The 21,123-nt window shown below is 41.3% G+C and carries 17 protein-coding genes; 4 read left to right on the top strand and 13 right to left on the bottom strand.

Annotation, left to right across the window (positions count from 1 at the left end; all coding sequences use genetic code 11):
- From tssJ to MHN79_RS15240, 3 genes are read right to left on the bottom strand one after another with little or no spacing between them, the layout of a single operon-like run.
- Nucleotides 1–501, bottom strand: coding sequence for a type VI secretion system lipoprotein TssJ (gene tssJ, locus MHN79_RS15250; RefSeq protein WP_239173585.1), 501 nt, complete (start codon nucleotides 499–501; stop codon nucleotides 1–3).
- On the bottom strand, nucleotides 494–1,825 hold the full coding sequence (tagH, locus tag MHN79_RS15245; RefSeq protein WP_239173584.1) for a type VI secretion system-associated FHA domain protein TagH: 1,332 nt from the start codon (nucleotides 1,823–1,825) through the stop codon (nucleotides 494–496). The genes tssJ and tagH overlap by 8 nt, the downstream gene beginning before the upstream one ends.
- A gap of 12 nt (nucleotides 1,826–1,837) precedes the next feature.
- Nucleotides 1,838–2,440, bottom strand: a complete 603-nt coding sequence (locus MHN79_RS15240; RefSeq protein WP_160928275.1) for a hypothetical protein — start codon at nucleotides 2,438–2,440, stop codon at nucleotides 1,838–1,840.
- 484 nt (nucleotides 2,441–2,924) lie between these two features.
- Between MHN79_RS15240 and MHN79_RS15235 the strand changes: the two genes are divergently transcribed.
- From MHN79_RS15235 to MHN79_RS15220, 4 genes are all read left to right on the top strand, one after another.
- The gene (locus MHN79_RS15235) at nucleotides 2,925–4,259 is read left to right on the top strand and encodes a type VI secretion system ImpA family N-terminal domain-containing protein (RefSeq protein WP_239173583.1); all 1,335 of its coding nucleotides are present in this window, start codon (nucleotides 2,925–2,927) and stop codon (nucleotides 4,257–4,259) included.
- Nucleotides 4,260–4,261: 2 nt separating this feature from the next.
- Nucleotides 4,262–7,657, top strand: coding sequence for a type VI secretion system membrane subunit TssM (tssM, locus tag MHN79_RS15230; protein ID WP_239173582.1), 3,396 nt, complete (start codon nucleotides 4,262–4,264; stop codon nucleotides 7,655–7,657).
- Nucleotides 7,658–7,690: 33 nt separating this feature from the next.
- Entirely contained in the window at nucleotides 7,691–8,143 is a 453-nt protein-coding gene (locus tag MHN79_RS15225) for an Lrp/AsnC family transcriptional regulator (protein ID WP_114783690.1), read from the top strand.
- Nucleotides 8,144–8,368: 225 nt separating this feature from the next.
- Nucleotides 8,369–8,851 carry a GNAT family N-acetyltransferase gene (locus MHN79_RS15220; RefSeq protein ID WP_239173581.1) on the top strand — a complete coding sequence of 161 codons (483 nt, stop codon included), beginning with the start codon at nucleotides 8,369–8,371 and terminating at the stop codon, nucleotides 8,849–8,851.
- 8 nt (nucleotides 8,852–8,859) lie between these two features.
- Here MHN79_RS15220 and tssG read toward each other — a convergent pair whose 3' ends face one another.
- The 10 genes from tssG to MHN79_RS15170 form a co-directional block, all read right to left on the bottom strand.
- Nucleotides 8,860–9,858 carry a type VI secretion system baseplate subunit TssG gene (gene tssG / locus MHN79_RS15215; protein ID WP_239173580.1) on the bottom strand — a complete coding sequence of 333 codons (999 nt, stop codon included), beginning with the start codon at nucleotides 9,856–9,858 and terminating at the stop codon, nucleotides 8,860–8,862.
- The gene (gene tssF / locus MHN79_RS15210) at nucleotides 9,855–11,603 is read right to left on the bottom strand and encodes a type VI secretion system baseplate subunit TssF (RefSeq protein ID WP_239173579.1); all 1,749 of its coding nucleotides are present in this window, start codon (nucleotides 11,601–11,603) and stop codon (nucleotides 9,855–9,857) included. Before tssF ends, tssG begins: the two co-directional genes overlap by 4 nt.
- Nucleotides 11,604–11,621: 18 nt before the next feature.
- Complete coding sequence (tssE, locus tag MHN79_RS15205; protein ID WP_160928289.1) at nucleotides 11,622–12,032, bottom strand: type VI secretion system baseplate subunit TssE; 411 nt, start codon at nucleotides 12,030–12,032, stop codon at nucleotides 11,622–11,624.
- A gap of 61 nt (nucleotides 12,033–12,093) precedes the next feature.
- Nucleotides 12,094–13,569: a type VI secretion system contractile sheath large subunit gene (gene tssC / locus MHN79_RS15200; protein WP_160928291.1), complete on the bottom strand. Its 1,476-nt coding sequence runs from the start codon at nucleotides 13,567–13,569 to the stop codon at nucleotides 12,094–12,096.
- A gap of 9 nt (nucleotides 13,570–13,578) precedes the next feature.
- On the bottom strand, nucleotides 13,579–14,088 hold the full coding sequence (tssB, locus tag MHN79_RS15195) for a type VI secretion system contractile sheath small subunit (RefSeq protein WP_152432683.1): 510 nt from the start codon (nucleotides 14,086–14,088) through the stop codon (nucleotides 13,579–13,581).
- Nucleotides 14,089–14,114: 26 nt separating this feature from the next.
- Nucleotides 14,115–15,680 (bottom strand): type VI secretion system protein TssA, encoded by a 1,566-nt coding sequence (tssA, locus tag MHN79_RS15190; protein WP_239173578.1) that lies wholly within the window; start codon nucleotides 15,678–15,680, stop codon nucleotides 14,115–14,117.
- A gap of 2 nt (nucleotides 15,681–15,682) precedes the next feature.
- Nucleotides 15,683–17,677 (bottom strand): protein kinase, encoded by a 1,995-nt coding sequence (locus tag MHN79_RS15185; protein WP_239173577.1) that lies wholly within the window; start codon nucleotides 17,675–17,677, stop codon nucleotides 15,683–15,685.
- 175 nt (nucleotides 17,678–17,852) lie between these two features.
- Nucleotides 17,853–18,827, bottom strand: a complete 975-nt coding sequence (locus MHN79_RS15180) for a hypothetical protein (protein WP_239173576.1) — start codon at nucleotides 18,825–18,827, stop codon at nucleotides 17,853–17,855.
- A complete protein-coding gene (locus MHN79_RS15175; RefSeq protein ID WP_239173575.1) occupies nucleotides 18,824–19,807 on the bottom strand; it encodes a DUF2169 domain-containing protein in 984 nt (327 codons plus the stop codon). The genes MHN79_RS15180 and MHN79_RS15175 overlap by 4 nt, the downstream gene beginning before the upstream one ends.
- The gene (locus tag MHN79_RS15170) at nucleotides 19,788–21,110 is read right to left on the bottom strand and encodes a hypothetical protein (protein ID WP_239173574.1); all 1,323 of its coding nucleotides are present in this window, start codon (nucleotides 21,108–21,110) and stop codon (nucleotides 19,788–19,790) included. The genes MHN79_RS15175 and MHN79_RS15170 overlap by 20 nt, the downstream gene beginning before the upstream one ends.
- Between the last annotated feature and the right edge of the window lie 13 nt (nucleotides 21,111–21,123).

Genomic DNA, 21,123 nt, shown 5'->3' with positions numbered 1-21,123 from the left:
TTAAAAATAGGTTTGCTCAATTCCACGCGTCGAATCGAACGATAGCTCGTTCTCATCTAGCTTCAATTTTAGGAAATACTCTGATTTTTCTTCAATTAGCTCGATTTTTCTCCATGATGAACCATTGATGTCACGAAAAGCAGCCGAAAAACCTAGCGCTCTTGTTGCAGGATCAAGTTCCAATACTTGATGAATTTGCTCACCAGGCTTTAGTTGGTACTCATAGCGCTTAATATACTCATCGCCAAGGGATGCCTTGTCGTTGTCAAATAATGCAAAAAAGTCTAAGTTGCGAAACAGTACAGGAGATGAAAGCTCATGAATTCGCAAAATAACAGGTGAAGGCTGGCCCATTTTACGTACATTAAGCTGGGGAGATGCCTCAATAACGAGTTCAATCGAAGAGGTTTCTGGCGTAATGCCACTTGATTCTTTAAATTGCTCCCACATTGAGCAACCTGACAAGGATAGCAGGATTAGCAGATAGGTAAGTTTACGCATGCTTTTCTTTTAATAACCTATTGTAGTTTTCTTGTACGAGTTTCTTTGTGCCAACACCATGTACACCCTTCAAGCTCTCTAGATAGTGTAACTTGTATGAATCCCACAACTTCTGTTTGATCAAAAAACCCTTATTTTCATGTTTTTGTTCGAACACTATGGGATCATATTGACTAATACTTTGCTGAACATAACTATTGAGAGCTTGTTCATAGAGTGATTTATGTTCGCTGATTTCATCAAGCATTTGTTCCACTAGTTCATTCGGCGAAAGCATGCTCTGTTTGTTGAGATCCAACATTAAACTTATTAAGTCAGTATCTGTCGCTGCGTGGGATTGTTTCAACTCTTCAATTTCAACTAACTCGTGCTGCAATTTAGTCATACACAAACGTAAACACATGCCCATTTGTTCGAAAAGGCGCGGATCCTCTTTCAACAGTGAATCATCTGATATGCCCAACCCTTTTCTAAAAGCATCGATAATATTTACTGTATCTGAGGGAACTGCGGCTTCTATTTCTGTTGTTTGTTGTCTAGGAGCGACTTCTTCCCATTCTTGAGTCGAAAGCTTAGTGGAGGCGGGCTGCACAATCGTGCGGTCGTTTGACTCTTTTAAAATCGGCTCTTTGGCTATTGATTTCTCAACAGTCCTAGTTTCATCACCTGACATCCAATCTTCTGGAATTAAACTAGGTGCATCAAATTCTGAATATACATTTAAGCTATCATCTACAAGCTGGCGCATAGACTTTTCGATTGAAGGGGCTTTTTCAATCTCACTTGTTTCAGACCTAATTAGATGATCATCATCTTTGTCTAACGAGAACTCAAGATGTGCCATAGGATCAGACATGTCAGAGTCTTCTAACTGAGTTTCTAGGAAAATTTCCTCTAAAGGCCCCTCTTGCTCCAACTCAAACTCTATCTCATCTAAATTGGCCAATGGATCTTTATTATCCCTATCTGGAGTAATATCGCAGGCAATATCTAAACGGCTTGATTCTCGTTCAACACTCACCGATAGTTCATACTGACCAAGCGAAATGCAGTCCCCTTCATGAATGGGAATAGGCTGGTTTTTTAGTAGCTTATTACCATTTACAATTAGTCCATTAGTACTAACATCACTAATGTAGTAAGCATCGCCATAAATACTAACAAGGCAATGTGTACTCGATATATAACGATTGTGATCAATCAAAGGTACTGAGCAACCTGGATTACGGCCAATGGAGCCGCCATTTTCTGGCAGCTCAATAAATTTAGCCCCCGTATACTCTTCAGGGTGCTTTGATATAACTATTACTAATCGTTCCAACAAAGCTATTGCCCTCTAAAACAGAAGTGACACGGTAAGTTCAAGCCCACCTAAACCATCGTTGTAGACAGGTAAAATATATGAAGCTTGAGGGATGATCTGAATATGCGCATCTGGGTCACTTCCTAACTTAATGACCGTACCTATAGTCGCCACAGCTCCTGCTTCAAACTGATCAATATCATCAAGCTGTGAACCATACTTAACGCCTTCACCGTCGACAGGCCAACGGTTCGAATATTGACTATAAGCAGCAGAAATGCCGGCACCAATATAAGGAGTAAAGATAGACCAACTTCCTAATGCATATTGCGGGACAACCCTTATTTCATAGTTGGTCACTTCCTGATATATACCATTTGACGGAGCATCAACAGCCTCACTTAAATAGTTAAAACCTAACCACCATCGCCAACGATTATTGTCCTCATCGATCGGCCGAGTATGCACTAAGCCATAACGGATAGCATCTGCAGTACCACTCTCTCCCTGCTCATATTCTATGTTATCGATGCTCAGCATACTGACAGAGCCACCGTAGCGCTCTCCTTTCGCATTGGCCACTGCGGATACGGTAAATGCTAGAGCCAATAAGCTCCACTGACTTAACTTACTCATCCTTTTATCCTCAAAAGGTCTAAAGTAAAAATACAAATGAAAGAGAGAGCAAAATAGCAGGGTAGGTTACAAATTCAATAGCGAAAAAAAAAACCCACATAAATATTTCCTTTTTCCTAGTATTACCTTCTTTTTCCCTATAAAAATGAACATTTCGACTGGCCGATTAAATTTCAAACAGGATGTTTAGATAGCACACCATCATGTGTAAATATTTTTATAATCAACCAGATTTATAGCATGGTGTATATTTAACCATATTACCTATGTCATTCGATTTTTAATTTATAGTTTTATCAATTAAACTTTAGTAGTAACAGGTGGCGCTCACATTTAATGATTTTTAATCAAGTTTAATTAATATTCTATCTACAAATTACTTTTCTCCCACGTAAAATCCTCCCTTGATAATGAAACGTCTTAATTAAGAATTTTTATAAAATTGATTGAGTCTTTGTAACTAGCGTCACTTGGGTAGGATTTAATGTACTTTTCAGACTTCGCTCGACGACCAATAAACGAGCAGACTCCTTGCGGTGTCAACCCGAATAACCTCGAAGACTTTGAGGAGATAAAGCGACAGATAAACAATATCAATAAGGTAACAGGGCGCGTCTCATGGAAAAAAGTACAACAACTCTCCAAAGATATACTAAAGAATGAAAGTAAAGACTTACGCTGTGGCTGCTACTATGCTGTTGCGTCTGCTCATAACGATGGTCTTAACGGGTTTGTAGACGCATTAAATGTTATTTTAGATTTATGTGTGGTTTATTGGTCATCATGTTACCCAGAAGTGTCCAAATCGAGTGCTCGTATGGGCGCGTTGGAGTGGCTAGTCGAACATGGCGAAAAGAGAGTCAAGCTATTCAATGTCACCGTCGATGACATGGCTGTTCTAGAAGCGGGACACAGAGTATGTCTGAGAATAGAGGAAGAACTGAGACTTCACTATGGACATAAAGCGCCCTCTCTAGGAGGGATAAGACGTATTTTTAGTCAGTTCATTGACGATGTAAAAGAGTTAGAAGATAAGCGAGAACAAGCACAAAAAAAGGCTCGACAGCAAAGAGAAAAGGTCAAAGCACATAATGATAAAGTGGCTGGGGCAATCACAGTAAAAGTAAATCCCCCAGCCAAACAAACGCAGCCTGTAGCCGATACTGAACCTGAAAAAAGTCACTCTGCCGTATGGGCTGTTTCTATTGCCGTAAGCGTATTTATCTTAGCTTTAAGTGCTTTTTATCTGCAAAAAAGCCTGCTACTTGCAGGTTACGAACAAAAAATAGCATCAAACAACGTCTCCATATTGTTGCAAGTCACTCATGATCTTAGCACTGAAAATAAAGATACTATCGAAAGGTTAAAACAACCTCTCATTGGGGTGATTGATGCCATGGTGTTCGATTTGAATAAATCCCCAGAAAAAGTAACCAAGCTTAAAACATTAAAAGAAATCATTGAAAATCTTGCAACAATTTATTCAGATTCCTCTTCAGTGCAAGTTTTATCAGCAGAACTGGCTCGCTATGACGAGCAAATGCAAAGGGATTTTAGAGAAATAAGTCGTCGCTTTGCACGTGCTCGTACCGCGATAGCGAACTTAAAGCTTGATACCAACGATTCCGAAACCGAACTCGCATATCAATACAGCAACTCTTTATTCCCTTTATTGGGCAGAATTGAATATGCAGAAAAAACCAATGACCCAGAAGAACTCGATCGCTCGTTGAATTTAATCAACGTCTATTTACATAAAATCGCTCAACTCAAAGCGACACAAACCCAAACATCACTCGATAAAGTTGTGGCTGAATAATCATGTTAAAAAATATCATACGTCATCCTATATTTCTATCCACTGTACTCGCTATAGTGTTTATTGGTGGACTCTCAGCAGCACACTTTTGGGCACCCGATACTGTAACAAAGACTATTTGGTTTATCGGCATTGGTGTTATAGCACTCATTTTTCTAGCCTATCAAGCCATTCTTTTTGTTAGAAAAAGAAAGCAGAATAAAGACCAGCAGCTTGAAACAGAAGAGGAGGCATTAAGCCTGGTCATTAGACCTCTGCTTAATAACTCTAAAGCTAAACCGATATATTTGATGTTGGGCAACCGAGCGGCTGGCAAAAAACAATTCCTGTTTAGTTCAAATGCAATTAAAGCCTTAGACAATTCAAAGACGAAGAAAAATGACTTCTTTGAGTGGTATGAATCTGATGATGCCGTCTATTTAAAACCTGATCAGCGTTTAGTCTTTCAAGAAGTGTCAGCTTCCGACTCGTCACTATGGACAACACTTATTGCAGAAATACTAAAAAGTCGGCCACGTAAACCATTTGCAGGTTGCATGTTTTTCACCGATCTCGAGTTTTTGATTATTTCTGAAGAAGAGCAGATCGATTATACTCTTACCGCGCTTATCGAACGTATTTCATCTATTTGTGATAGAACAAGTACAGCGCTTCCCATCTATATGGTGATTTCTAAATTAGACAAGCTTCAAGGCTTCAAAGAATATGTTCAGCAGAGTCCTCTTAAGCATAACATCGAGTACTTATCAATTGCTCTAAAAGACTCTAAAGGTGTTCTTGTCGATTACTATCGCGATAGTTTTAAAAACCTTATTCGAGTGATCGAAAGTAACGCACTGGACTCTACCTCTGCCTCAAACGACACAAAAGAAAAACAGGCTATTCTGTCTTTTCCTAAACAGCTAGAGATATGCCAAAAGGAAATTGAGTATGTCGTACAACGTCTGTGTGACGTCAATCGTGGAGCATATTACCTCGATCTTCGAGAACTATTTTTCGCTTCATGCCTTCAGGGTGGACGCAAGTACAACTTACTTGCTAAAAGTTGCAGCAGTTACTTTAATTTGCCAATCATTGCTTCAGAACATACTCAACTCTCTGAGACATCGTATTTTACTCGTTTCTTAGTCGAATCTCAGATACTGCCTGAAGCCGATTTTGCAGGCGAAAACAAGAATTACCTTAAGCGTATACTTAGGCAAAGCCGATTAGCCATGGCTGCTTCTATTCTGTTTCTTTCCGGAGGTGCTTACCTTTTAGGAACAACTCTTGATAGCAATTTAAAGGTCATATACCAATTGCTAGATATTGAAGCAGAAACTGTTGAGCTGAGCTCCAGTCGACAATTAGACGAAAGCTTGGCAAATGCGATTAAGAAGATTAACCCCATATACGATGCTTGGTTAGAAGGCAGCAAGGCCATGGATGAAGAGATACTTTCGCTTCATGTAAGCCGATTAGAGCCGACAACTAAGATGGCGTATCAAGTCCTCATTGACTCAATACAAAAAGAGTTAGTACCGGTTATCGAGCAAACATATCGTGTGCAGTTAACCAAATATCAAGATCAGCCACTTAAAGCTCTACCCGTTTTGAAAGGCTACCTGATGTTAAAAGAGCCAAATAAACGTGATTTGGCTTATATGACTGCACAAACCAACTCAACCTTATCTAAGGTAATTGGCGAGTCAGACCAAGTCAGCACTACCATGAAATACCTGAAGGCATATTTCAGAACTGACTTCCCTCCCGTCGATATTAATATGGGAATTGTACGAGCTACACGCCGAACATTGCTCGCACAATCGAATATCGATCTTGTCTATGCTCAATTAATTCATCAGGCTGAAGCTATTGATCTTGGAACTCTTAATTTAGAGCGTGCCGTGGGCTTTGACTTCAATAATGTCTTCAATGACAAAGTTGATCAGCAATTAATTGATATCAGTAAAGTCTACACTGCGACTGGGTTCAGCACTTTTTATCGTCCACGAGTTGATCTTATGTCTAAAGATGTAATCGCCAATAACTGGGTATTAGGACTGTCTAAAAATGTGATTCCAAGTAAAAAGGAGCTCGCTGCCTTTAAAGACAAAATCCGTAAGCGATATGCTGATGATTATGTCAGTTATTGGCGCAACGCACTGAGTGAGTTAAAAGTTAAAAAGTATGACTCCATTGGTGACCTTACTAACGCGATTGATCTCGTATCAGGACCATCATCACCCCTTACCACCGTGCTGAAGCAGGTATACTCGAATACACATTTCTCACCAACAGGTGATAAACAACTGTTTGCTAATAAACTGCCAAAACTAGCAACAGAAGCCATCGACAAGGCTGCCGATTCAGCAGAAGAGTTTGTACAACCAGACTACTTGCTCATGCAGCGAGTAGAACAAGCTTTCTATCAACTGAATCAATTGCAAATTAACGAAACGCCAAACTCCCCTACTCCATGGGATGAAATCGTAACAGCATTGAGTCAGCTACGCACATACATGAAGGACATTGCCGACTCACCAGACCCGAAAATGGCCTCTTTACTTGCTGCGCGAAAACGTATGCAAAGCTCTGAAGCCGATCCCATCATACGTCTAAAACAAATCGCTCAGAAGTCACCTGAACCTGTGCGCAGTTGGCTATCAGGCTTGGTTCAACAAAGTTGGTCTGTCATGATCGCAGAGTCAGCAAAAGGTGTGCAAGACCAATGGTATAGCGAGGTATATACCAAATATACAGAGTTAGCGCTTAACAAATATCCTTTCGACCTAAACGCTGAAGAAGAAATCACGTTAGAAGACTTTGAGCTACTGTTTGCAAAAGGTGGGATCATTGATACTTTTGTCCAACAAAATCTAGCTTCGTTTTACGATACTAACCTTTGGACTCCAAAGCGTGTTGAAGGTGAAACTATGCCTCTTACACCGCAGCTTTTGGTACAACTTAAAAATTATAATGTAATACGAGACACCTTAATTAATAAGAGTACCAACCGTGTGTCTATTCCATTTACGACCAAAGTGCTTGACTTAGACTCAAGTGCAATACGCGCGACCGTGTCAGTCGCGGATTCACAAATGAGCTATTACCATGGGCCGAGTCGAATTCAAGAATTGGAATGGCCACCAAAAAGTGGTGAGTTCAACGTAAGTATAACAATTCAAGACGTTACCGATGAAGGTAAACAATATGTATTGAGCAAGGATGGTCAGTGGGCAATCTACCGACTGTTGGGCCAATCAACACTAACAAATCAGCATGATGGTAGCTTTGTTAGTGATATAACTGTTTCAGGTCGAGACTTGAAACTGAGAATAAAGCCGCTCGCGCAAAAGAACCCATTTACTTTAGCTGAGCTGTATAACTTCTCACTACCCGAAACCATCAATTTATAAAAGCAGACTAATAAAAACAACGTAAGGCAGGATATAATGTCAACTACTAACCTTCAAGGATTAGACAAATTAGATAGGAAAATACTTTCGAGTCTTTTGTCAAATGGCCGAGAGTCAATAGCGAATCTTTCGCGAAATATTGGCTTATCACGTACCGCAGTCGCTGAGCGAATCAGTCGACTGGAAAAAACCGGTATTATAAAAGGCTATACCGCTCAAATCCGAGTAGAGAAAGATGATAGGCCGGCGTCTAGCTACCTACTGATTTCTTGTGAAAAAGGTAAGAAGAATAATGTCACGGAAGCGCTAAAAGAGCTTCCAGAGGTGAGAGTAACCAGTATCGTCGGTGGCGCGTACGATATTATTGTTCTCATTGAGGCACCCGATCTTCAGTCGATACATACCCTGTGCAATGAAATAGAGTCATTTAATGGTATTGAATCCTTAAATAACACTGTGGTATTGCACGAACCGATTCGACGATAAGGCCCATACACACAATTACGACACTTTCTAACCTTGGGCGTAAATATAAATTTAAAGCCACATATTTTTATGTGGCTTTTTGCTTTCTCTATAGAATATAGTTTAGGTATTACTAAGGCAATAGCAATGCGTTTAACTGTATAAATCCACGAAATTTTCTTTATTTAAATGCTATGATTGCTTATATTTTCTGTCTATGCAATCTTCAACACAATCCATTAAATCATGAAGTTTATCAGCGAAAAACATGGCGAAGTTTCTGCGATTAATTTAGTCCATTATCCAGAATATCTCTCTCTTTTTGCTCAATGGGCAGAGAGCGAATGGGGCTATGTAAGAAATAAAGGCGTCGAGTTTCGCACAGAGTTATTTAAGCAATACATAGAGTCTGATGGTATCCCTGAAATGTACGGTTTATTCATACAGGACTCCCCTGTTGGTATGTTTGCAATTGAACATTGTGAGTCTCAAGACAATACGCTATTTTTGAATTATCTGTATATTGCACCCAAATATCGCTCAGCAAGCATAGGCACCAAAACAGTAGAACTAGCGAAACAAATTTGTCGCACCTATAAGGCTGATTTTATGCAGTTGACAACGTTAGAAGCCTCAATGAATGCATACTACGAAAATCTTGGTGGCCATATAATTGGCAAGGAGTATTTTTACACTTATCCAGCAACCAGAATGGAAATCCGGTTATAACTACAGCATCACAACTGCCCAATTTGTTTTATCGACACATCTTTTCTCGCGGGGGCGCCTAGCCACAACGTTTGTCCAAGTAAATTTCCCTCTCCCTTCCCTAAGGTATTTTTCGGAATAGTTTCAAGCCTTACTTTCATGATCATGTCCCAAGCTAAAGGGTCACGTAAAATAAACTGCATTAAGCCCACCAGCGTTTTATAGTTGCTTCTGCCAGGTAAGAATGTTTGATAGGTTGAGAAGTCTATATCTTCTATACGTAAATTAAACTTGCCCACTAAATCTGGCAGGGATTTACCCAAATGAAGATCATGACCTAGTACACAGTTACTTTGGTTCAACTGATTTCGCTGAGAGTAATGTATTTCAACTCGCCGATAAACCCACTCATCAACAAACACTCTTTCTAAACTGAAATAATGCGCGACAATGCCAGATATCAGTTTAGGGGAGCGTGTCCTTGTGGAAAGTTGACTCACGTAAGATAGCAGTTTGGCTCTATCTAGTTCGCTGACTTTCGCATCTTGCATAACTGACGACAAACCAAGAAGATGCAACATACGAGCAGAAAATGGATCTTTCGCTTCACTTTGATATTGAATATGGTATCGGTACTTTTTCCAAACACGATAAATTAAAGACAAATGCCGATTGTGGAAAAAGTCAAAGAACAGTTTTACTGGGTTGTCTTCATCGTCACGACCAGTCAGCTTCTCTGTATACGATGATGGAAGAGGAGAGCTAGAACCATGTAACCCAAGAAAGCTAACCTCCACTCGAGTATAAGCGTTTCCCTCCATCTCAAAATGAGCAACGTAATCAATATCACTTTTCGGAAAAGCGAGGCTTGGGGAAACACTAAAACGTATATGTTCATCAGAAATATATTTATTTAGGCCAATCCCTTTATAACTAAAGTCCGTTTCAGCCTGATAATATTTCTCCAGTAGTGAAACTGCTTGGAAAAAACCAAACTCATGCGTCCGTTTCTCAATCTGCTCAATCATAATACTGTCTGCTGCCCTACAAGACTCGGCCAGTGATAGTTTTCACCCGTTTTTTCATCAAAGACTTCAAGCTCGGTGAAAGAGTTCAAACTCGAATATAAACGTATAAACTCATTCAACACACTGACTAATAAAAACATATCACCCTCATTAACAAAGTAGGAGGAGTCTACGGTGAGATTAAACTGAGTTCCTCTGACTGCTGTACCACGAAATACTCTATCGGCGGGCTGCATTTCACTTTTCTTGATCCCATCTAACCTATGTATCGAGGCACGATGGGCTTGGCGATCTACGCGCGAATGGAAGTCATAAGTCGAGAGGAGTACTTTAAGCACATCAATGTTTGCCAAGGATAAATAGTTCAGTGACATGTTGGCAATCAGTTGCCATTGCAATTCACCATTAACTTGTGGGCTAACAGACTGGGTTGGCTTGGTGATATTGGTAAAATTAGCGTACGTCGGTGAATTACTCGATGTGTATGTAATGTCGCCTACTGATAACCTTTCAGCCAAGTCACCATTACTGCAGGTAAGCTTCATTAATACCGTTTCAGACCCAAGTTCAGCAATATCACTGTTGTGAGTATGGAATGAAATGTAGCGCTCAAGGCCTCTCCCACTGATGCGACTTGACACTTTTGTTTTAAAAAATTCTCGTTTATCACGCTGGTTAATTTGATGTTCGAAAGACTCAAACTCAATCAGCCTCTTTCGGCTACGCTCATTTTTGCTCCATGTTTCTACTTTGCCGATCGAATACACTTCATAGTGATCTTGGTTACTGCTCTGGGGTCTGACTTTGTATTCACTTCGACGGTGTTCTAAACGAATAGGGTCTGAGTCTTTACTAAACAAATTAACGGCTGGTGTACAGTGCAATCTCAGGTGTTTATCTTTAAGGATAACTTCCGAAGGTAAAGCACGCTTAAACACAAAAGATATTTTCATTGTTGAGCGCTGCGGAACCCCAGACAGCCAACCTAACTCTGTGACATCAAAAAACATAAACTTCTCTGGCAAAGAGAAATATTCCTGTAATAAACGGTAGCCAGCAAAAGAGTTACTACTGTATGGAAGGATAGCCTCGTCATCACCAAAACCAACAGGTTTAATACAAGAAGCGGGTAGCCTATGTGTAAAACCGCCTCCAAGATCAAGTTCGACGTAGTCTAGATAGCGAAACAACCACAGATAAACACTACGAGTAATATGCAGCTCTCCATGAAGGTGGAAACGTAATGAATCCATCTTCAACCTTGATAAATCTTGACCAAACTCAGCCGCAATAGATACATCGACACTAGAGCTGGTTCGGCTATTAGACTGTTCAACCTTAGTAATATTGATGGGATATAAAGCGACATCATAACAAGTTCTAAATAGGCACTGGGTCCCTTCTACCTGTTCACTCGCCATTTCAATCCCACGTTCGACTATGGTTTTTTCTGTCAGGCTTCCTACATGTGGCGTGAGCTCAGAAATGCACATAGAAGGTATCGAACGCATATAATGAGGCCAAAGCAGGGTCATTAGTGACTGAGTCAGCTCTGGCAATTCGTCATCGATTTTCTCTCGAATTCTACCTGTTAGAAATGCAAACCCTTCAAGCAAGCGCTCTACGTCAGGATCATGAACCCCTTCACCTAGGAAGTTTGTCAATTTAGGATGATATTTAGCAAACTCACTTCCGGCTTCTCGAAGGTAAGAAAGTTCATCTTGAAAATATTTACTGCTGCTCACTAAGTATTACTCCTGACTTTAGACGTTGAATTGACCATCAACGCCCATAAACACATTGATAGACATTGGAACCTGACCACCGTTATGGTTTACTTCACCTGTAATACCAAAACTCAGTTGTAAGGGATTATGAAAGTCCTGACGATAAGTCACTTCAATATTGCCAAGCCTAGGTTCAAACTTGTTTATTGTCGTGCGTATATTCTGCTGAATATGGCGTATCAAGTTTGATTGACTGGCCAGTACATCATTAAAATCAGGAAGGCCATAATCATTGTCTATCATTGCATTCCCCGCATGGGTATTGAGCAGATCTGCAAGATGAATATGAATTGAGTCAACCAAGTGTTTATGAGATACCACCTTTTCATAACAACTCTTGGGCTCACCTAATTCGATACGTTCAAGTAAGCGGTAACCTTTTTCCATGTTTAACCTCAAAAAGAACGGCCAGAAAAACTGGCCGTTCGCTATTAGTAACGTACTTAGATTACTGGTCTAGTTTACCAACCAAAGAAAGATCGAAGCTAGCACCCATATATTTGAAGTGAGGACGCACAGACATTGATACTTTGTACCAGCCTGGGTCACCCTCAACATCCGATACTTCAACCTTAGCAGCACGTAGAGGACGACGACCACGTACTTCTGCTGGTGGATTCTCTTGATCAGAAACGTATTGACGAATCCATTTGTTCAGCTCAATTTCAAGGTCCGTGCGCTCTTTCCATGAACCAATTTGCTCACGTTGCAACACCTTGATGTAGTGGGCTAAACGGTTGATGATGAACATATAAGGCAGTTGAGTCCCTAACTTGTAGTTCATCTCCGCGTTCTTCCCTTCCGGCGTGTTCGGGAAAACCTTAGGCTTTTGGATTGAGTTTGCGGAAAAGAAGGCCGCATTATCAGACCCTTTACGCATGGTTAGAGCAATGAAGCCCTCTTCAGCAAGTTCAAACTCGCGGCGGTCAGAAACCAAAATTTCAGTTGGAATTTTAGTTTCGATCTGTCCCATAGACTCAAAGTTGTAGACAGGTAGATCGAAAACTGCACCGCCACTTTGAGGACCTATAATGTTTGGACACCAACGATACTTAGCGAACGACTCACTGATCTTTGACGCCATTGCATACGCTGAGTTACCCCACAAAAAGTTGTTGTGGTCATCAGCAACTGACTCATCATAGTCAAAGGCCTTGATCGGATTATCTTCAACAGAATAAGGGTTGCGAAGCATAAAACGAGAAGTACATAAGCCAAGGTAGCGAGAGTCTTCATGTTCACGCAAACCACGCCACTTAGTATATTGAGGACCTTCAAATACAGACTTAAGATCTTTCATGTTAGGTAGCTCTTCGTAGCTATCTAAGCCAAAGAACTGAGAAGATGCTGAGGTAATAAATGGCGCATGAGACATGGCACCAACATTAGCCATATATTCCATCAGTTTGATGTCTGGGCTAGAAGACGTTAACTGATAGTCACACACTACAGCGGCAACAGGTTTACCACCGAATTGACCGTATTCACGAGTGTAAATCTGCTTGTAAAGACCAGACTTAACCACTTCAGGCGCGTCTTCAAAGTCGTCGAGAACTTCATCTTTTTTCGCCGAAATCAATTCAATCAGAATGTTTTCACGGAAATCAGTATGATCAACAAGATATTTCAATCCACGCCATGTTGATTCAATCGCTTGAACTTCTTCGTTATGAAGGATGGCATCAACTTGTTTAGAAAGCTTTTGATCAATCTCACTGATCATAAGATCGACTAATGACTGATCAACTTTTTCAGTCGTGCTGCTGCTCAGTAGCTCACCGATAAATGCTTCAACGCCACGTTTGGCAACGTCAAAACCTTCATCACTTGGCTTTAATCTTGTTTCAGTTAGAATACTGTCCAGAAGGGAGCCAGAGTCAGCTAAGGCCGCTTCTTGTTCCGGAGCTTGTGCTTCTGCTGTCATATTATCCTCTTATTCAGCCTTTTCAGCGTCTTGATCTTCACCAATGCTGAGTTCTTCGAGTAGTTTCTTGCGAGCTTCTTCGTCCTGAAGAACCGCAGCGATCTTCTTGCGGAAAGCAGGTACATTGCCTAACGGACCTTTTAACGCAACCAGAGCTTCTCTCAGTTCAAGAAGGCTGTTTAATTCAGGGACACTTTTAGCGATGGACTCTGGTGAAAAGTCCTTCATGTCCTTGAACGTTAGGTCAACGGCAAGCTGTGCGCCTTCTTCATCAGTCAGACGGTTTTCAACGTTAACTTTAAGGTTAGGAGCATAACCTTCGAGAACTTCGTTAAAATTGTCTTTATCAATGTTGATCGGCGTACGTTCTTCAATTGGCGTGTCGTCAGAGCGAGCGGTGAAATCACCGACAACCATCATATTCAGCGGCAGTTCAACGTCTTCTTGCGCATCACCTGTCGCTGGAACATAACGGATATTAATTCGCTCTTTAGGAGCTACCGAGCCATCGCGTGACATAATTAGTTCCTTATCTAATTGTATTGTTAGTTGTAGATTGACTCCCACGCCTCAAACTTTTCTGGCAGCTGCTCCCTGGATGGATAAAGCTGCTTAAGAATCTTTTGGGAAAAATCATCTAATTGCAAAGAGAGGTGTGGTTCCCAGCTGAACAGGTTCATTTCATCTCTAACTGACCATAACTTTTCAAGATAAGGTAAACATAGAGCGTAAAGACCAACAGCTTGGTAAGCTTTTACGATTTGTAAATGCAGCATAAATTGCCCTCTCCCAGAGCTATCTAGCGCTAGGTTTTGAGCCACTTCTGCTACGCGCTCTCCCAAATTTTCGAGAGTTACATCGTCCATCGATACGAGGTCATCTTCAGCAATCACAACCTGAGGCATGGTTTGCTGATCTGAACCTTTATTAGAGCGACCAAATTTACTGAGCCACTCCACCGTCGCTTCATTAGCAAACGGTATCGAATTTTTAAATGAAAGCTGTTCTATACCCGACAGCGTCTGAACAAACTGATTCACTTCTTCATGAACCGCTTGCGCTGCCTCTTCCAAGTTGAGGTTTTTCAACATTTGATAAACATAGAAATGCCCAGTGAGCCAAAAAGGGGCATCGGTTAAGGTACGCTCAAGGCGCTTTATTGTGTCTATATCACTTTCTTGCTTAGCTTTATCACTATATTCAGCCTGTTTATCTTGCGATACAGCAAGAATTAACGGTGTTTCTTGATTCTGATGACTTGGCAATTCTGTGATATCAGACCAAGTAAGATGGCGATGAATACGATAAGACAAAGGCAGCTCTGGCTCTGCGCTAAGAATAGTTTCCGCGACTTTTTTCAACGTCCTTTTGGAGGCCGTGGGAGACGAAAAGTCGGTATCAATGTCCAGCTCTTTCTTCTCATGAACAATAGGTTCAGATATTTCTTGGTTCAAAGGCTCAGCTAAAGTCGCTACTGATGCAGTTTTGGTCTGATTTTTCTCTTCTACCTGAGAGCTTTGATTGTAGCATGGCGGCTCATGCCCATTAGAATTTGCCGAATGTTTTTCGTCCGAAGAAAGAGTTTGTGATAACCGAGTTAATTCGTTCTTGAGTTCGAAAAAATCAGCCTCTGAATCCTGAAAAATCTCGTCAAAATGCCGTTGTATATTCTCAACACTATCAATGCAAGCGGAGACACTTTCCCATCTTAGCTGTTTGGCTTCCAACTTAGGCAGCACAAGTTTCATCTGATGATTGAGCCACTCAATAGCGCCATCTCTGCCTCGTTTACGACGTGGGTATAGATCAGAGCCAAAACAAATAAGCGACTCACCAATTAGGTTAAGCCCTTTGTCTAATCCCTCTAATCCATCCGCTTCCACCATAGCGCGAGTCAGGTAACACATAGCTTTGAAGTCTTTACTATACCCAGTTAAAACTTGAGTCGCATGATCTTCCACAACTTTCCAATCCACAGTTTCACCAAACAATGAACCGAACTTTTTTACTTCAGATTCCATCATTTCATAGCTAAACTCATAGCGCGCATCTTCTCCAACAGGAGACGTGGCGTTGATAGGCTTGAGAAGTACTTGAATATCTTGGACCAAAGTTAGCTCCTTACATCAGGATGATAATCACTGATTGCCCTCTGAACAGCTAGCGCACCTCGGGCAGGCTTGGATTGTTGATGACTTTTACGAATGGCATCCTTGGCCATACTGTTGAGCAACTCTGTGACTTCACCGAACTTTTTCGGTGCGTTCTTTTCAAGTTCCAGCAGCGAAGCATTCAACTTTGCATTGCCAAATATGGATTGTTCCGTCACTGTACTAAATAGGATATATTCACTTCTCGCGACTTTAAGCGCTCTAATTTTAGCGGCCAATTCAGGCGTATTTCCGTAAAACTGCTTCGCCACTTGCGCTTGCTCAATAGCACGCGAATAGTAATGTTGCTCGGCATTGGTATCGATCGCCGCATACACTTTGTCCAGTAAAGCACCGGGAAGAACTTGGCTATAGTAGTAAGATTCAGCCTGATGGTTAGCCCATGCTGCTTTCATGTAGTCATCAACAGCTCTCGCTTGCCCGCTCAGGATCAGATCCACTAATTCGTTGTCCTGGCGCCCCATAAAATTAGCCATTTCCTGCGCTTGAACGTTGAGACGGTTGAGATTCGCCATCACTTTATTCAGTGAGCGTTGAGCTTTCGCAAACAGAACGCCGTCATTATTTAAATTGGCCTGTAAGGTAACCAAGTCGGAACGAATTTCCTGTAAGTTTTGGGGCAAGGCAGAAGCAACATTTCTTCTCTCAATCAGATTGTCTTGATTATCTTGGTATACATCGAGCAACTTACCCTGCTGAACCTGATAAGCTTCTTGATATGGCGCCATCAACACAAGGTCATCTGACATATTCTCTAGCGCATATTCAATTTTCCATGGTGGCTGAGCAAGAAATGAGGCCGTTTGAGCAGGTTTAATCGTTTTCGCCAATGTCACTGATTCGGTAAAGCCTGATTTGGGAGAAGGTTTCCACTCGGGCTGCAAATAATCATAGGTATAGGTTCCGCTCGCCAAAAGCACTGACGCGACTAGTGCAGCCTCTAGATATTTAAAACGGCCAAATGAAAACTTGTCGGCAGCACTATGCTTTGTAAGAACAAGATCAGCATTCCTCAGGTTAGAAAACAAAGGAGCACTATTGTCTGTTTTGAGCGCTTGTGTATCGATTCTCGCCAGTGCCTGAGCAAATGAAATTGCGGTATAGCCATGCGATCGAGGCTTGTTAATTACACTTTTAATTAACAGCCAGACATGCTTGGGAATCAAACGACAGCGCTTTTTTTGCCCCAAAAGGTGACGCCAAACGTCGCCAAAAGTAGAACCTAAAAATAAGTGCCCCGTTAGCAATGCTAACGAATAAACGTCATCTTGAGGTTTGGCGATGCCGCTTTCTACATACATTGGAGACGCATAATTCATGCTAACTTCAGTAGGGCTCTGTTCCTCATCTGAATAGCGAGCAGCACCAAAGTCGATCAACTTGATGCTATCGTCTTCGGCCACCAGAATATTTGCAGGCTTAATATCAAGGTGGCAAACACCACGAGTATGCATATATTCAAGCGCGCCAGCTAATTGGTAGATGAGCCAAGCAATATGATCGTGTCGAAAACCCTTTTTATTGTGCCTTTCAATTTTTTCCGCTAGCGATTCGCCATGTATCCACTCATACATGATATATGGGCGATCAAATTCATTACCGACTTTAATAAAGTCAGCAACACTAGGGTGCTGAGATATCTCCAGTTTACTTGCTTCACCAATCAAGAGTGACTGTTCGTGACTAGACGTCCCTTCATTCGCCACCTTACAGCAAACCTGCTTCTCAGGTTCACCCTGTTTTGCTAGATGATAAAGCGTTGTATTGCCATTCTTTGATGGAAATGATTCCAGAACATCAAATTGGGAGAATAAAACATATTCTAACTTAGGCTTATTGCGCTGTGCTTCCTGATGCTCTAAGTGTTTTTTTCTCTCAATCGCTTTATGCACTAGTTGATTGATATAGCTATCACTTGACCCATTTTGATCAGACACGTTCTACTCTTTAGCCAGCTGATAATATTTACTAGATGGGCATATTAATTATTTTGAATATTACTTTTCAACTAGGTAAAAATAAAAAGCCCACTATATCTAGTAATTTAGTCAGAATGACGGTGAACTAGGTAAAATACATGATTCTTTTGACGCTTTTTTATGGATATAGTTATTATTTAAAGTTTAAAGAATTAACTTTATTGTCTGTACAAAGGGAGACTGTTAATAAACCTCGGTCACCATTATTACCAAACATCAGCAATGAAGCACTGTCAGAACTTGAGTGGACCTGAGTGAAAGCAGCAAGTAAGGCCAAAGATGATGCTTGTCCCAAAGTACCCCAGAGGTCATTAATTAAAAACGGTTGCTGAGGGTTATCAAATTTCTCTGCTTTTGCTCCCAGTGCAAAACCATAGTCTTCAGTGTGGTCTCGAGAGTTCTGCATATCCGTATAAACACGGCCTAAATGTTGGTAGGTGAGCGCTGCGTTTCGCACTAACTTCATCATACCTCGTCTATCATTGCAGTCCTTTTCAGAAATAAAGTATTCGAGCATAGCGAGAGGTTTGAGTTTAAGTGTCTCAATGATGTTTTTTCTAGTTAAAATGACACCCGCGCCACCTTCGCTGGGAATCATTCCCCAAGGGTTTTTATCTCCCATTACTTTAGATTGAGAAATAAAGGCTTCAAGCTGGTCGAACAATGAATCGGCAGCAACGCTAATGATAGCGTCATGGTGCTCGAGCAGTTGTAAAGACTGCTCAATAAACCTAGGTCCACTAGAGTGCACTATTTCAAATTTTGACAACCACTTAGAGTGTTCACATTCTTCTAACCAAGCCATCACTTTCTTGTCGTCGACCGATTCGGGTACCGACACTATGACAGGGATAGGTTTGAGCATTTTAGGAAGTTTGTTCAGCAGTGAATTTATCAATAAATCAATCATTTCTATGAAACGCTCAAATCTATCTTCTGCATCCAGAAAATCTATCTTAGAAAAGATATATTTCTCTCCAGTATCGGTTTGATGCTGATTGAATCGTGATAAATCGGCCTTAGCGATAGCCAATGACAGCTCAAGATTCATTCCCATAGGAGTGACGACTTCCGTATCTAACACATACCGACCAAATAACTGACTCATGCTTTCTCCTTTGACTGGGACACCTTGGACGAGACTAATAAGTGCTCTTTCCCTTGGCATGGAAACGACGTACCATAGCTCAATGTCAGTGTCATTTGCTCAGTATCAACATACAAAGTGTATATCTGCATTGGAGCTATCAGGCTATCCTCTCCTATAAGCACTTGCGCGACATATTTTTCTGTCGGTAGACGAAATGTAATCACATCATCGTGATTGAAACCACTCATCATTAGTCGTTCAGAGCCTTCTAGGAAGCCACAACACTGCTGATCAGAAGGGGCAGATTGATAAAACTTCTGGTCAAAATCTTCGGGTAATAGAGGACGGCGATGCTCAAGCCAATGCTCATCAAACGTGCCTGCATACTGAGCCCTTTCAGCAAAAAAAGGTGCGATCGGCCCAAGTCCTGCTACTCGAACATTTTTGCTGTTTGGTGCCCAATTTTCCCTCGGAAAAAATACGCTAGGAACCGGTTTTTCCAATAACTGTTCGGTGCTTGAAGCAATGCCGCATCCAACACGGTTGCGTTCATCCCCTCCTAACGCATGACCATAGTGGATATCTGCTTCAATAAAAGGCTTAGGGTTTGAAACGGTTATCGCACCACCGTGGCGAATCCATTGGCGCTCTCCGTGAACCGAGATGGTTTTATCAATGTGACCATCAATGAGAACTCGGCATTCATGATAGGTCACTGGACGTTTTGCGTAGCTTCGCGCTTTACCATAGACGAGTACATCGGTATTTTGCTTAGTAACGGCAAACTCATGATCTATTTTCATTACTGAAGAATTAGGCTCGGCAAGCTGTACAGGATCGTCATAGATTTCTTCCGCCTCTACTTCTTGCCATTGGGTGTCAACAAAATTCCATTGGCGCTTTGCCGTTAGGACCCATACCTCATGTCCATTTTCATCTCGTTGAAATCGCCCTTTGACAAGCACACCTTCAGTCTGCTCAATATCCCACAGTTGCATTCTGATCCCTTAAGTCAAATCTTTCTGAAGCAGCCGTCTGCTGCTGCATTTTGTCAAACACCCAATCTTGCTGGTAACAAGGCATAATCCAATGCCAAGGCATATAGACTCGACCATTAATGCAAAGCTGACGCCATATCCACTCTCGATAGTCTTTGGGAACTAAGGGATCTTGCATCGCTCGTATGCTCGTTTGATAACTCATGACCTCACCACATCGTAATTGCTTGTTCGGTAAGTGACTTTGCGTTTCATACCAATCTTGTATGATTTTTTTTGCCTCTTCCAAGTCATACTCGATGTCCAGTTCGTTCGGTTTTAAAGGAAAAGCATCACCATAAATGGTGTAGAGTGAAAACAACCACTCGGTCGCTTCATCTTCATCGTCTAAACAAATTAAATGGTTGATCGTGATATCTATCCATTTAGGATGAGCTGACAAAAACAATTGAATTGGCGCCTTATGGCTGGTGGGGTCGAACTGATCGAACTCCTTAAGATCGAGTAATTTTGCGTAAATGATCAGCTTACTGCTGGAGAGAGCAGATTCTTGCGTACCAAAACGTTTTCTAAACCAAGAACCTCTGTCGTGCTTGGCTAGCAACAATTCAAACAGATAATCTTCATCTCTGTTTTGTTGGCTCAACCACTCCGTACTTTCCGAAACATCAAATCTAGTTAAGGTTTCATGTAACGTCGATTCATTGAGGGTATTGTTTTTTAGCCAATACTTGGTAAGACCAATGCTCAATGTTTGGCGCCATTTTAGTAGCTCAAAGCACCATTGCTTATTATCCACTCCGCCTTCTATGTACTGAGCGACCACTTTATCTAAATTGGCTACTTTTGCTTGCACAAACATTAGCATGGCGATATCTGAGTGCATATCTTGCACTGAAGATAAAGCCGCATCAAGGTGAAACGGATCATCGGAAAACTCAGGCTCAAGCATCAGCCATACAAAAAGCTCTGGTGAAGCGTCTCTTTGCTCGTAAATCAACCCTGGATGGAGGTTAAACAAAGCAATATAGACTTGCTTTAGCTCCATCATTTGACGTTCAACTAATCTCAAGTAGTCTTGTTTAACGCTTGGATAACCGTTACGGTGCAGGCGCACCCATTGCTTAAATAGAAATGAAAAAGAGTCGCTAGCAAGCTGTGATTTTTCGCGACAAAATGACAGCCAACTAGGTTTAATATGCTGTAAATCTGCAATAATTTTACTTAAGGATTCAATCGTTTTATCAACATCTTCTTGACTGAACTCCTGTTCGAGTTGTTCTGGGGTTATTCTTTGTCTCATGGTTAAACATCTA

The sequence above is a fragment of the Vibrio sp. Of14-4 genome, from assembly GCF_022347625.1.
GTDB lineage: Bacteria > Pseudomonadota > Gammaproteobacteria > Enterobacterales > Vibrionaceae > Vibrio > Vibrio pristinus.
This window is presented reverse-complemented; position numbering and strand designations above follow the sequence as displayed.